The 13,402-nt window shown below is 62.8% G+C and carries 12 protein-coding genes; 9 read left to right on the top strand and 3 right to left on the bottom strand.

All coding sequences use genetic code 11. From position 1 onward, the window contains the following. Nucleotides 1-103 precede the first annotated feature (103 nt). From J7E36_RS16195 to lnt, 4 genes are read left to right on the top strand one after another with little or no spacing between them, the layout of a single operon-like run. Complete coding sequence (locus J7E36_RS16195) at nucleotides 104-1,114, top strand: PhoH family protein (RefSeq protein WP_215004638.1); 1,011 nt, start codon at nucleotides 104-106, stop codon at nucleotides 1,112-1,114. Continuing rightward, nucleotides 1,107-1,565: an rRNA maturation RNase YbeY gene (ybeY, locus tag J7E36_RS16190; protein WP_215004635.1), complete on the top strand. Its 459-nt coding sequence runs from the start codon at nucleotides 1,107-1,109 to the stop codon at nucleotides 1,563-1,565. The genes J7E36_RS16195 and ybeY overlap by 8 nt, the downstream gene beginning before the upstream one ends. 40 nt (nucleotides 1,566-1,605) lie before the next feature. After that, a complete protein-coding gene (locus J7E36_RS16185) occupies nucleotides 1,606-2,445 on the top strand; it encodes an HlyC/CorC family transporter (protein ID WP_025215634.1) in 840 nt (279 codons plus the stop codon). A gap of 27 nt (nucleotides 2,446-2,472) precedes the next feature. After that, nucleotides 2,473-3,996: an apolipoprotein N-acyltransferase gene (gene lnt / locus J7E36_RS16180; RefSeq protein ID WP_215004630.1), complete on the top strand. Its 1,524-nt coding sequence runs from the start codon at nucleotides 2,473-2,475 to the stop codon at nucleotides 3,994-3,996. A 344-nt stretch (nucleotides 3,997-4,340) separates the two neighbouring features. Here lnt and J7E36_RS16175 read toward each other — a convergent pair whose 3' ends face one another. Together J7E36_RS16175 and J7E36_RS16170 are read right to left on the bottom strand one after the other, a co-directional pair. Further along, nucleotides 4,341-5,102, bottom strand: a complete 762-nt coding sequence (locus tag J7E36_RS16175; RefSeq protein WP_215004627.1) for a YdcF family protein — start codon at nucleotides 5,100-5,102, stop codon at nucleotides 4,341-4,343. Between the two features lie 103 nt (nucleotides 5,103-5,205). Then, nucleotides 5,206-5,526 carry a hypothetical protein gene (locus J7E36_RS16170; RefSeq protein ID WP_215004624.1) on the bottom strand — a complete coding sequence of 107 codons (321 nt, stop codon included), beginning with the start codon at nucleotides 5,524-5,526 and terminating at the stop codon, nucleotides 5,206-5,208. A 291-nt stretch (nucleotides 5,527-5,817) separates the two neighbouring features. On the opposite strand from J7E36_RS16170, the gene leuS reads away from it, so the two are divergent. The 5 genes from leuS to J7E36_RS16145 all read left to right on the top strand — a co-directional run bounded on the left by leuS (nucleotide 5,818) and on the right by J7E36_RS16145 (nucleotide 11,881). Next, complete coding sequence (gene leuS, locus J7E36_RS16165) at nucleotides 5,818-8,424, top strand: leucine--tRNA ligase (protein ID WP_215004621.1); 2,607 nt, start codon at nucleotides 5,818-5,820, stop codon at nucleotides 8,422-8,424. Nucleotides 8,425-8,514: 90 nt separating this feature from the next. Further along, nucleotides 8,515-9,120 (top strand): LPS assembly lipoprotein LptE, encoded by a 606-nt coding sequence (lptE, locus tag J7E36_RS16160; RefSeq protein WP_215004617.1) that lies wholly within the window; start codon nucleotides 8,515-8,517, stop codon nucleotides 9,118-9,120. Between the two features lie 39 nt (nucleotides 9,121-9,159). Then, nucleotides 9,160-10,197, top strand: a complete 1,038-nt coding sequence (gene holA / locus J7E36_RS16155) for a DNA polymerase III subunit delta (RefSeq protein WP_215004614.1) — start codon at nucleotides 9,160-9,162, stop codon at nucleotides 10,195-10,197. Nucleotides 10,198-10,321: 124 nt separating this feature from the next. Further along, nucleotides 10,322-10,486 carry an alternative ribosome rescue factor ArfA gene (arfA, locus tag J7E36_RS16150; RefSeq protein WP_030140368.1) on the top strand — a complete coding sequence of 55 codons (165 nt, stop codon included), beginning with the start codon at nucleotides 10,322-10,324 and terminating at the stop codon, nucleotides 10,484-10,486. A 72-nt stretch (nucleotides 10,487-10,558) separates the two neighbouring features. Further along, nucleotides 10,559-11,881, top strand: a complete 1,323-nt coding sequence (locus J7E36_RS16145; RefSeq protein ID WP_215004612.1) for a lytic murein transglycosylase — start codon at nucleotides 10,559-10,561, stop codon at nucleotides 11,879-11,881. 128 nt (nucleotides 11,882-12,009) lie between these two features. Here J7E36_RS16145 and J7E36_RS16140 read toward each other — a convergent pair whose 3' ends face one another. Continuing rightward, a complete protein-coding gene (locus J7E36_RS16140; protein ID WP_215004610.1) occupies nucleotides 12,010-12,933 on the bottom strand; it encodes a S66 peptidase family protein in 924 nt (307 codons plus the stop codon). Nucleotides 12,934-13,402: the final 469 nt, after the last annotated feature.

Raw genomic sequence — 13,402 nt, 5'->3', positions numbered from 1 at the left:
CAGGCCCTGTGGTCAGATTCGCCTGTTTAAGACCTTTCGCACCCAGCCTACTGGCGCTATCCTTGGTCTCATCTCAATTGCCCCTGGGCGGCTAAAAACGACCTTGAACGCACCCATCGAACCACATCGTTTCATTCTCGAGCCCTTTGAGGCTCGCCGCTTCGCCAATCTGTGCGGGCAATTCGACGAGCATCTGCGCTTGATCGAACAGCGCCTGGCCATCGAGATCCGCAACCGCGGAAACCAGTTCGAATTGATCGGCGAACCCAAACACACTACCTCCGCGGAAAACCTGCTGCGCCGTCTCTACCGGGAAACCAAGGGGAGCGAGCTGTCACCAGACACCGTGCACCTGTTCCTGCAGGAATCGGCCGTCGAAGAACTCGACAACCACGCGCCCGCGGAACCTGCCGTCGCCCTGCGCACGAAAAAAGGCATGATTCGCCCGCGCGGCCTGAATCAGCAGCGCTACGTGAAGGAAATCCTCGGCAACGACATCAACTTCGGCATCGGCCCGGCCGGTACCGGCAAGACCTACCTGGCCGTGGCCTGCGCCGTCGACGCGCTGGAGCGCGAGCAGGTGCGACGCATCCTGCTGGTACGCCCGGCGGTTGAAGCGGGGGAAAAACTTGGCTTCCTGCCTGGCGACCTGGCCCAGAAGATCGACCCGTACCTGCGCCCGCTCTATGACGCGCTGTATGAAATGCTCGGCTTCGAATACGTCGCCAAGTTGATCGAGCGCCAGGTCATCGAGGTCGCACCGCTGGCCTACATGCGCGGTCGCACCCTGAACAACAGCTTCATCATCCTCGACGAAAGCCAGAACACCACCGTCGAGCAGATGAAGATGTTCCTGACCCGGATCGGCTTCGGCTCCACCGCCGTCATCACTGGCGACATCACCCAGGTCGACTTGCCCAAGGGCACCAAGTCCGGGCTCAACCATGTGATCCAGGTCCTCAAGGACGTGCCGGGCATCAGCTTCACGCACTTCATGCCCAAGGACGTCGTCCGTCATCCGCTGGTGCAGCGCATCGTCGAAGCCTACGAGCGCTTCGAGAACCGCAGCGATGAGGATGCGGTCGAAGGCAAAGGCAATCGCCACAATGGTTGAACTCGACCTGCAACTGGCCAGCGAATACCCGGCCCCCAGCGAAGCCCGGTTCCGCCAATGGTGTGAACTGGCCCTGCGCCAACGCAGCGCCGATTCGGAGCTGACGATCCGTCTGGTGGATGAACCCGAAGGCCGCGAACTGAACCACACCTGGCGGCAGAAAGACTACGCCACCAACGTGCTGTCGTTCCCCGCCGACGTGCCTGACGAGTTGCTCGACATTCCGCTACTGGGCGACCTGGTGATCTGCGTCCCCGTGGTGGGGCGTGAAGCGGCTGAACAGGGCAAGACTTCCGAGGCCCACTGGGCCCATCTGGTGATTCACGGCTGCTTGCATCTGCTCGGTTACGACCATATTGAAGATGCCGAAGCCGAGGAAATGGAAGCACTGGAACGAACGTTGCTTGCAGAGCTGGGTCATCCCGACCCGTATGCCGGCGACGAACACTGATACATCAACCTGTAACGACAAAGGATTCAGAGTAATCGCTATGAGCGAAGATCGATCGAGCAACGGGCAGAAGTCATGGCTGGGCAAGCTCACCCAGGCTTTTGCCCATGAGCCGAAAAACCGCCAGGAGCTGCTGGAGCTGCTGCGCGATGCACACCAGAACAAACTGTTGGACAGCGAAGCGCTGGCCATCGTCGAAGGCGCCATCCAGGTCGCTGACCTGCAAGTACGCGACATCATGGTCCCGCGCTCGCAGATGGTCAGCATCAAGGCGACCCAGACACCCCGCGAGTTCCTGCCCGCCGTGGTCGACTCCGCTCACTCGCGCTACCCGGTCGTCGGCGAGAGCCACGACGACGTCATGGGCGTGCTGCTGGCCAAGGATCTGCTGCCGTTGATCCTTCAGGAGAACGGCGACAGCTTCAACATCAAGGATTTGCTGCGTCCGGCCACCTTCGTGCCCGAGTCCAAGCGCCTGAATGTGCTGCTGCGTGAATTCCGCGCCAACCACAACCACATGGCCATCGTCATCGACGAATACGGCGGCGTCGCCGGGCTGGTCACCATTGAAGACGTACTCGAGCAGATCGTCGGCGACATCGAAGACGAACACGACGTCGAGGAAGACAGCTACATCAAGCCCCTGCCCAGCGGTGACTTTCTGATCAAGGCGCTGACGCCGATCGAGAACTTCAACGAATTCTTCGACAGCCAATTCTCCGACGACGAGTTCGACACCGTCGGCGGCTTGGTGATGAGTGCTTTCGGGCACCTGCCCAAGCGCAACGAAACCACGGAAATCGGTTCCTGGCGTTTCCGCATCCTGAACGCCGACAGCCGTCGGATTCACTTGCTGCGCCTGTCACCCATTGCCCGCTAAACCCTGCGAGACCCGCTAAGGACACACATGCGCTGGATAAACCGCCCCGGCTGGCCCGGTAACCTGCTGGCCGTGGCGGCCGGTGCGATCACCACCCTGGCCCTGGCACCGTTCGATCTCTGGCCGCTGGCCCTGCTGGCGGTCGGGCTGTTCTACGCCGGCTTGCGCGAGCTGTCGCCGCGTCAGGCACTGGGCCGTGGCTGGTGCTTCGGTTTTGGTCTGTTCGGTGCCGGCACCAGCTGGATCTACGTCAGTATTCATAACTTCGGCGGCGCCTCGGTGCTGTTGGCCGGGTTGCTGATGCTGCTGTTCGTTGCGGCCATTGCCTGGTTCTTCGCCCTGCCCGCCTGGCTGTGGGCGCGCTGGCTGCGGCGCAACGAAGCGCCGCTGGCCGATGCCTTGGCGTTCGCCGCGCTGTGGCTGGGCCAGGAGGCCTTCCGTGGTTGGTTCCTCACTGGTTTCCCGTGGCTCTATTCCGGTTACAGCCAGCTCGACGGCCCCTTGGCCGGCCTCGCGCCGCTGGGCGGGATGTGGCTGATTTCCTTTATCCTGGCCCTGACCGCCGCGCTGCTGTACAACGCGCGCCGGTTGATCGGCACCGGGCGCAAAGGTTTTATCGCGGCGGGCGTGGTGCTGCTGGTCGGCCCCTGGGTGACCGGCGTGGCGCTCAAGGGCCACGCCTGGACCCGCCCATCGGGCGACCCGCTGAGCGTCGCGGCGATCCAGGGCAACATCGAACAAAGCATGAAGTGGGACCCGGAACAGCTCAACGCGCAGTTGGCGCTGTATCGCGACATGAGCTTTGCCTCCAAGCGCGTCGACCTGCTGGTCTGGCCGGAAACGGCGGTCCCGGTACTCAAGGAGTCGGCCCAGGGCTACCTGGACATGATGGGCAGCTTCGCCGCCGAACGGCATTCGGCGCTGATCACCGGCGTGCCGATTCGCCAACTGGTGCGTCACGAGAAACGTTACTTCAACGGCATCACCGTGACCGGCGAAGGCGACGGCACTTACCTGAAGCAGAAACTCGTGCCATTCGGCGAGTACGTGCCCCTGCAGGACATCCTGCGCGGCCTGATCGCCTTCTTCGACCTGCCCATGTCGGACTTCGCCCGAGGCCCGGCCGACCAGCCATTGCTGCAGGCCAAGGGCTACCAGATCGCACCGTTCATTTGCTATGAAGTGGTCTACCCGGAATTCGCCGCCAGCCTCTCGGCGCGTAGCGACCTGTTGCTGACCATCAGCAATGACACCTGGTTCGGCACCTCGATCGGCCCATTGCAGCACCTGCAAATGGCCCAGATGCGGGCCCTGGAAGCCGGGCGTTGGATGATCCGCGCCACCAACAACGGCGTCACCGGGCTGATCAACCCCTTCGGCCAGATCACCGCGCAGATCCCGCAATTCGAGCGGGGCATCCTCTACGGCGAAGTGGTGCCCATGCACGAGCTGACGCCCTACCTGCAATGGCGCTCGTGGCCGTTGATCATTCTGTGCGTGCTGCTGTTGGGCTGGGCGTTGGTGACAAGCCGGATAGCCAAGACGGTTTAAGGTTTTTGATCGTTCCCACGCTCCGCGTGGGAACGCAGCCCGGGACGCTCCGCGTCACACAGGCGGTCGGCGCCAGCACGATCTGGAACGCAGAGCGTCCCTTCAGGCATTCCCACGCAGGAGCGTGGGAACGATCCGGTAGCACCACTTGCTGTTGGGCTAGGCGTCGATGACGGGGCGAATGGCCAAGACGGTTTAAGGTTTTTGATCGTTCCCACGCTCCGCGTGGGAATGCAGCCGTGACGCTCCGCGTCACACAGGCGGCCGGCGCCAGCACGATCTGGAACGCGGAGCGTCCCTTCAGGCATTCCCACGCAGGAGCGTGGGAACGATCCGGTGACACCTCAGCGATAGAACAGCCTATACCCCACCAGCCCCACCGCCTCATTCAACAACTGCCCCGACTGCCAGATCGACTTGAATTCCGGCATCCAGCCGCCCAATGGCCGGGCATTGTCCGGGCCCAGGAAACCCACTGGCGCCGGCACTACCTCAAATCCCGAGCGCTCGAAACTCAAGACCGCCCGCGGCATGTGCCACGCCTGGGTCACCACCACGACCCGACGGACACCCTCCGGGAGGAGGATCCCGGCGCTCATTTGAGCGTTTTCCCAGGTGGTGCGGCTGCGCCCTTCCTGCCAGCGTACCGTGACCCCGAAGTCATCCAGCATCGAGTCAGCCATCAGCTTCGCCTCGCTGGGCGGGGTGCCGTAGTGCAAGCCGCCAGAAGTCAGCACCGGCAGCCCCGAAGCCTTGGCCAGCCGAGCGGCATAACGCTGGCGCTCAAGCCCGACACCGGTCGGCTGGTCGGCGCCCCAGGCCGGGTCGCCACGCTCGCGCCCGGAGCCGAGCACCACGATGGCGTCGGCCCGCTGGGCCAGGGTTGCCCACTCACTGCGCGCCAGCGGCGGGTCGCGTTCCAGTGCCTTGGCGCCCCACTGCACCACCACCGGCAGGCTCATCAGCCAAAAACCGCCAAGCCCCACGGCAAAACACAGGCGCGCCAGACGTGGCCGGGAGTTGCGCCACCACCAGGCAAGCGCCAGCAGCAGCAAAAGGATGCCAGGCGGCAATAAAAGTTGTTTGATGAAATAGCGAAGCGGCATCGGGCATCTCCATAGATGCCCGAAGCCTAAGGGGGTTGTCGCAAAGCGACAACAGATTCGAAAAAGCCTTGAATCAAAAAAAGCGACACTCGTGAATCCGGCGCTACTTGAACTGCAGTGACCGGACCTTTATAGCATCCTTGTCAGGCGTCCGGTCCTTGAGCCACACAACGTTGGCCGAACGGGGCGCATCGAGACGCTTGTTTGCCTGGGCCCCACTGACGGGGGGCGGGTGCCCGACCTGCTCAAGATACGTCTTGACCAGTTCGAACTCTGCGGGGCTCAAGCCGCGCAGCTCCAGCTCTGCCGGACGCTCGTCGCGCAAACGACCGGCGGTTCTAGCAGCGTCCAGGGCCACCCCGAGACGATCGATCAGTTTTTCGTACAACTCAGGTGTTGTTACTTTTCGCTGTGATTCAACCATCCCTCACCTCATTGAAGATAAGACTCACTCCCCATTGAGAAGCTTAGCTTCGCTGGGCAAACCGGCAGCACGCCGCGACCAACGGCCCTGGACGCCTGATTTCGCCAGCGGCCGGCAACGGCCGGCTGCAATCAGGGTTTCCCTCGGCAGAGCGCGGTCATGTATGCTACGGCGCTTCCTGTAACTCCACTTCCAGCTTGGCTGGGCATCGAAAACGCCGCGTTCGGCGTCGTCTGCGTCCAGCATGGCAACGAAGAGGATTGGGCCACCCCATTCAGTACAAAAGTAGCCATGCACGAACACTACCAGCCCCGTGAAATCGAAGCCGCCGCCCAGTCGTTCTGGGACGAGCAAAAGTCCTTTGAAGTCAGTGAACAGCCAGGCAAGGAGACTTACTACTGCCTGTCGATGTTCCCTTACCCCAGCGGCAAGCTACACATGGGGCACGTGCGCAACTACACCATCGGCGACGTGATCTCCCGCTATCAGCGCATGCAGGGCAAGAACGTCCTGCAACCCATGGGTTGGGACGCCTTCGGCATGCCGGCGGAAAACGCCGCGATGAAGAACAACGTGGCGCCCGCCAAGTGGACCTACGAAAACATCGCCTACATGAAGTCCCAGCTGCGCAGCCTGGGCCTGGCGGTGGACTGGTCCCGCGAAGTCACCACCTGCAAACCGGACTACTACCGCTGGGAACAATGGCTGTTCACCCGTCTGTTCGAAAAAGGCGTGATCTACCGCAAGAACGGCACCGTGAACTGGGATCCGGTGGACCAGACCGTGCTGGCCAACGAGCAAGTGATCGACGGTCGCGGCTGGCGCTCTGGCGCGCTGATCGAAAAGCGCGAGATCCCGATGTACTACTTCAAGATCACCGCCTACGCGGATGAACTCCTGGAGAGTCTCGACGAGCTGACCGGCTGGCCCGAGCAGGTCAAGACCATGCAGCGCAACTGGATCGGCAAGTCCCGCGGGATGGAAGTGCAGTTCCCGTACGACGTCGCCTCGATTGGCGAAGCCGGCACGCTGAAGGTCTTCACGACCCGTCCGGACACCCTGATGGGCGCCACCTACGTGGCCGTGGCCGCCGAGCATCCGCTGGCGACCCTGGCGGCACAGAACGACCCTGCATTGCAGGCATTCATCGCTGAATGCAAGGGCGGCAGCGTCGCCGAAGCCGACGTGGCGACCCAGGAAAAGAAAGGCCTGCCGACCTCGTTGTTCGTCGAGCACCCGCTGACCGGCGAAAAACTGCCAGTGTGGGTCGCCAACTACGTACTGATGCACTACGGCGATGGGGCTGTAATGGCGGTCCCGGCCCACGACGAGCGGGACTTCGAATTCGCCCACAAGTACAACCTGCCGGTCAAGCCGGTGGTGCGCACCAGCGCCGGTGACCAGACCCCGGCCCCCTGGCAGGACGCCTACGGCGAACACGGCGAGCTGATCAACTCCGGCGCATTCGACGGCCTGGATTTCGCCGGCGCGTTCGATGCCATCGAAGTCGCGCTGATCAAGAAGAACCTCGGCGCCTCTCGCACCCAGTTCCGCCTGCGCGACTGGGGCATCAGCCGCCAGCGCTACTGGGGCTGCCCGATCCCGATCGTGCACTGCGACAGCTGCGGCGACGTGCCGGTGCCGGAAGATCAATTGCCTGTAGTCCTGCCGGAAGACGTCGTACCCGACGGCGCCGGTTCGCCCCTGGCACGCATGCCCGAGTTCTACGAGTGCAGTTGCCCGAAATGCGGCGCACCGGCCAAGCGTGAAACCGACACCATGGACACCTTCGTCGAGTCCTCGTGGTACTACGCCCGCTATGCCTCGCCGCACTATGAAGGCGGCCTCGTGGAAAAATCCGCGGCGGACCACTGGTTGCCGGTGGACCAGTACATCGGCGGCATCGAACACGCCATCCTGCACCTGCTCTATGCCCGCTTCTTCCACAAGCTGATGCGTGACGAGGGGCTGGTAAGCTCCAACGAGCCGTTCAAGAACCTGCTGACCCAGGGCATGGTGGTCGCCGAGACGTATTACCGTCGCGAAGCCAACGGCGCCTACACCTGGTTCAACCCGGCCGACGTCGAACTCGAACGCGACAGCAAGGCCAAGGTCATCAGCGCCAAGCTGATCGCCGACGGCCTGCCGGTGGAAATCGGTGGCACCGAGAAAATGGCCAAGTCGAAGAACAACGGTGTCGATCCACAGTCGATGATTGACCAGTTCGGCGCGGACACCTGCCGCCTGTTCATGATGTTCGCCTCGCCACCTGACATGAGCGCGGAATGGTCCGACTCCGGCGTCGAGGGCTCGCACCGTTTCCTCAAGCGCGTCTGGCGCCTGGCTCAAGCCCACGTTACCCAAGGCCTGCCGGGGAAACTGGACGTTGCCGGCCTGAACGACGAACAGAAAGCCATTCGCCGTTCGATCCACCTGGCCATCAAGCAGGCCAGCCATGACGTCGGCCAGAACCACAAATTCAACACCGCAATTGCCCAGGTGATGACGCTGATGAATGTCCTGGAAAAAGCCGCGCAAGGCACCGGGCAGGACCGCGCACTGATTCACGAAGGCCTGGAAGCCGTAACGCTGCTACTGGCTCCGATCACGCCGCACATCAGCCACGAGCTGTGGCATCAATTGGGTCACGCCGATCCAGTGATTGACGCCAAATGGCCAGTAGTGGACGAAACCGCGCTGGTGCAGGACAGCCTGACCCTGGTCATCCAGGTCAACGGCAAGCTGCGCGGCCAGATCGACATGCCGGCCACTGCAACGCGCGAAGAAGTCGAAGCCGCTGCCCGGGCCAACGAAAACGTATTGCGCTTCGTCGATGGCCTGACGATTCGCAAGGTGATCGTCGTGCCCGGCAAGCTGGTCAACATCGTCGCAAGCTAATTGGATCGGGCGCCCGGCCACAGGCAGGGCGTCGAATATGACCTGCGGGGTCGCATTGTCGGCCTATAGGGTTTCAAGGGGAGCAACAAGATGATCAAACGTAATCTGCTGGTCATGGGCCTGGCGGTCCTGTTGAGCGCCTGCGGCTTCCAGCTGCGCGGCACCGGCACCACCGAACTGGCTATCAAGGAACTGGATCTCAGTGCGCGGGACGCTTACGGCGATACCGTGAAAATGCTGCGCGACACGCTGGAAAACAGCGGTGTGAAGATCTACAGCGGCGCGCCGTACAAACTGGTACTGACCAACGAACAGCAAAGCCAGCGCAGCCTGAGCTATGCCGGCGCCGGTCGTTCGGCTGAATACGAGCTGACCAACGTGCTGAACTATGAGATCCGTGGCCATAACAACCTGTCGCTGCTGGACGACAAACTCCAGGTGCAGAAGGTCTACCTGCATGACGGCAACAACATCACCGGTTCCGACCAGGAATCGACCGAAGTGCGTGGCGAAATGCGCCGTGACCTCGTACAGCGCATGATGCTGCGCCTGCAACAGCTGAGCCCGGCCCAGCTGGAACAGTTGCAACAAACGGCCGACGCCCGCGCCAAGGCTGAAGCCGACGCGCTGGAAGCGGCTCGCAAGGCTGAAGCGGAAACCCCGCAGCAGTCGCCGATGCAAATCCCGGCCGAATAAGCTGGCGGGGCGCTCCGGCGCCCCTGCTCGCCTTATCTTATGAAGCTCGCTCCCGCCCAACTCGGCAAACACCTGCAAGGCGCCCTCGCGCCGGTCTACATCATCAGCGGTGATGACCCGCTGCTGTGCCAGGAAGCCGCCGACGCCATCCGCAGCGCCGCGCGCCAGCAAGGTTTCGACGAGCGCCAGGTGTTCGCCGCCGATGCCAGTTTCGACTGGGGCACGCTGCTGATGGCCGGGGCGAGCATGTCGCTGTTTGCCGAAAAGCGCCTGCTGGAACTGCGCCTGCCGTCTGGCAAGCCCGGTGACAAAGGCGCCGCCGCGCTGATCGAATATTGCTCACGGCCAGCCGAAGACACGGTCCTGCTGATCAGCCTGCCGAAGCTCGATGGCAGTGCGCAGAAGACCAAATGGGGCAAGGCCCTGGTCGAGGGCCAGCAAACCCAGTTCGTGCAGATCTGGCCGGTGGATGTCAGCCAGTTGCCAAGCTGGATCCGCCAACGCCTGTCCCAGGCCGGTCTTTCGGCCAGCCAGGACGCCGTGGAGCTGATTGCCGCCCGGGTCGAAGGCAACCTGCTGGCTGCGGCCCAGGAAATCGAAAAGCTCAAGCTGATGGCCGAGGGCGGGCAAATCACCGTGGAAACGGTGCAGGCGGCCGTGGCCGACAGCGCGCGCTTCGATGTCTTCGGACTGACCGATGCGATCCTCAACGGCGAAGCCGCCCACGCCCTGCGCATGCTGGAAGGCCTGCGGGGCGAAGGCGTCGAGCCGCCGGTGATCCTCTGGGCCCTGGCGCGCGAGTTGCGTCTGCTGGCCAACCTGTCGTTGCAGTACAGCCAGGGCGTACCGCTGGACAAGGCCTTCAGCCAAGCCCGTCCGCCGGTGTGGGACAAACGCAAGCCGCTGATGAGCAAGGCGCTGCAACGCTACTCGGCGTCGCGCTGGGCGCAATTGTTGCTGGAAGCCCAACGCATCGACGCACAGATCAAGGGTCAGGCCGCCGGCTCGCCGTGGATGAGCCTCAGCCGGTTATCCCTGTTGATGGCCGGCCAGCGGCTGGCGTTGCCGGCTGAATGATCAGTCCCCTCGCCACAAAGGTGTCGGTCTGAAATGACATGTTCTGCAAATGCAGGGACTGGACAGCCCCCCAACTCTGCCCCATGATTTGCCGCGCAAAACCCAGCTAATGAGAAATCCAGCCATGAGCAAAAAGCCATCCAGGCATGGCCCCAACAAGGCCAAGTCCATCGTCGCCCAGCCCCTGTTCCGCAGCCGCCAGGAACGACCCGCCAAGGGCAAGGGCAGCTACCGCCGCGAAGCCTTCCAGTCTGACAACTGGGAGGCTTCTTGCTTTCTGGCAGCTTGAAACACCTGGACAAGCCCTACAACCCTTTCGCATGTTAAGGTCAGCACCTGATCTGTATTTCTGGACCCGTGCATGCCCTTTTGTCTTTCCCGTCGTTGGCCCCTGCGCCAACTGATTGCCGCCACAAGCATCGCCCTGCTTGTCGCCTGCGCCGAAAAACCGACCGCCGCCGACGCCCAACCGCTCCAGACCGTCCCTGTCGTGACCGCTCCGGCCATGGTGCCGCCTGTGGTGCCGACCGGTGAAAACCTGGACATCGTGCCCACCCAGACCTTTGCCGAATGGCAGGCCGGGTTTCGCAAGGACGCCTTGGCCGCCGGGATCCGTGCCGACCTGTTCGACCGCGCCTTTAGCGGCGTCAGCCCGGACATGAGCGTGATCAAGGCTGATCGCAGCCAACCGGAATTCACCCGTCCCGTGTGGGAATACCTCGATGGCGCGGTGTCGCCACTGCGGGTCAACAAAGGCAAGGCACTGCTCCAGCAGAACGCCCAGATCCTGCAAAGCATCGAGCAACGTTATGGCGTCGATCGCGAAGCGCTGGTCGCCGTATGGGGCATGGAAAGCAACTTCGGCCAGTTCCAGGGCACCAAATCGGTGATCAACTCCCTGGCGACCCTGGCCTATGAAGGCCGGCGTCCGGGATTTGCCCATGCGCAATTGATCGCCGCGTTGCAGATCCTGCAACAGGGCGATATCGCCCCGGAAAAAATGCTCGGTTCCTGGGCCGGCGCCATGGGCCAGACCCAGTTCATTCCCACCACGTACAGCACCCATGCGGTGGATTTCGACGGCGACGGCCGCCGGGACATCTGGGGCAGCTCCACCGACGCCCTGGCTTCGACTGCGCACTACCTGCAAAGCTCCGGCTGGCAGCGCGGGCAACCGTGGGGATACGAGGTAGAACTGGAAAAGGACTTCGACTACGCCCTGGCCGACGGCACGATCCGCAAGCCCTTCTCCGAATGGATGCAGTTGGGCGTCTCCACCTATGACGGCATGCCGATTCCCCCGGGTGAAAGGCAACTGCCGGCGGCGCTGCTGTTGCCCGCAGGCCATCGCGGCCCGGCGTTCCTGGTGTTCGACAACTTCCGCGCCATCCTCAAGTACAACAACTCCTCGTCATACGCGCTGGCGGTCGGGTTGTTGTCCGGGCGTTTCACCGGTGCAGGGCTGGTGTACGGCCAGTGGCCCAAGGATGACCTGCCGCTGAGCCGCAGCGAACGCATCGAATTGCAGACCTTGCTGAGCACGCATAACTACGACGCAGGCAATCCCGACGGCATCATCGGCGCCAACACCCGCAAAGCGATCCGCAGCGCCCAGCAGTCGTTCGGTTGGCCGGCGGATGGGTATCCGACGCATCAGTTGCTGGAGAGTTTGCGTAGCCGTTGAATCGGCTTATGGCTGAAGGCGCTATCGCGAGCAAGCCCGCCCCCACATCGACCGTGCTCCCATGAAAGGAACGCGGTACCTGTGGGAGCGGGCTTGCTCGCGAAGACTGATGCCAAGGCAACCAATGACTAGCGGCTGATAACCACATCCTGCTCCAACACCAACCGCTTCTCCCCCGCATCCAGCCTGACCAGCGCCCCCATGGGCAAGGTCAGGTTCGGGTCGCAATGCCCACTGCGCCAACCGGACAGCACCGGAATCCGCAGTGGTTCGAAGGTCTGCTTGAGCAAGCGATTCAACGCCGCCACATCCACCCCGGCCACATCCCCCACCAGAACGCCGCGCAACTTCTGCAGCGTGCCGGCCAGGCGCAGCTGGGTCAGCAGCCGATCGATGCGATACAGCGGTTCGTTGATATCTTCAATGAACAGGATCAGGCCATCGGCATCGATCTGATAAGGCGTGCCCAGGGTCGCGGCAATGATCGACAGGTTGCCCCCCAGCAAACGCCCCTGAGCAATGCCAGGTTCGACGGTGGTCAATGGGTAGGCCGCAGGATGGCTCAGCACACTGCCGGCCTTCAACTGCCCACGTAGCAGGTTGAAGAACGAGGTGACGGTCGGGGGTTGCTTGTCGCCCAGCAGATCGGCGTTGAGCAATGGGCCGTGAAACGTGACGAAGCCTGCATAACGGCTGATTGCCAGGTGCAGCGCGGTGATGTCGCTGTAGCCGATGAAGGGCTTGGGGTTGTTGCGCAACAGCTCGAAGTCGATACGGTCCAGCAGACGGGGCGTGCCGTAGCCTCCGCGCAGGCAGATGATGGCGTTGACCTCGGGGTCGGCGAAGGCGCTGTGCAGGTCGTTGAGGCGTATGTCGTCGCTGCCGGCCAGGTAGCCGTCCTTTTCATAGACGCCTGGGAATATCCGCAATTCATGACCATGGGCGCGCATCCATTGCACGGCTTTGTCCGTGTCCAGGGGGGCGGGGCCGGCGGGGGCGATTACGCCGATCAGTCCTTGGGATGGGAGAGCTGGGACGGGGTGGAGGGCCATTCTTGCGGTTCCCTGCGAGGTCGAAGTGGTGTGTATATCCGTTTCTTCGGTAACGGCGGCTGACGGTTACGCTCTTACAGCGGCTCACTTTTGAACAGCCTGCGCGGCCCGGCGAAAAGTAAGCAAAACGCTCTTGCCCCCACCACTCGGCACCTCGCCTAGGCTCGGTGTGCCCAGATCAAAAGCCCGCCGAGGCGGCCTTATAGCCGACCTGCGTTTTGAAGCAACCGCGTTCCTCCTGTGGGAGCGAGCTTGCTCGCGATTGCAACGGCACATCCAACATAACAAACTGGCCCACCTCTATCGCGAGCAGGCTCGCTCCCACAGGGGGATTGGGCTCAACCAAAATCTTTCACTCGCCCCCGGCCAATGTGGGAGCGGGCTTGCTCGCGAAAGCGCAGTGTCAGGTTAAACCATGTTGCAGACCCGCCGTCTTCGCGAGCAAGCCCGCTCCCACAGGGGATTAGGC

Source organism: Pseudomonas fluorescens (assembly GCF_018614775.1).
GTDB classification, from domain to species: domain Bacteria; phylum Pseudomonadota; class Gammaproteobacteria; order Pseudomonadales; family Pseudomonadaceae; genus Aquipseudomonas; species Aquipseudomonas fluorescens_BY.
Note: the sequence above shows the minus strand (reverse complement) of the source record. Positions and strands in the feature narration are given on the sequence as shown.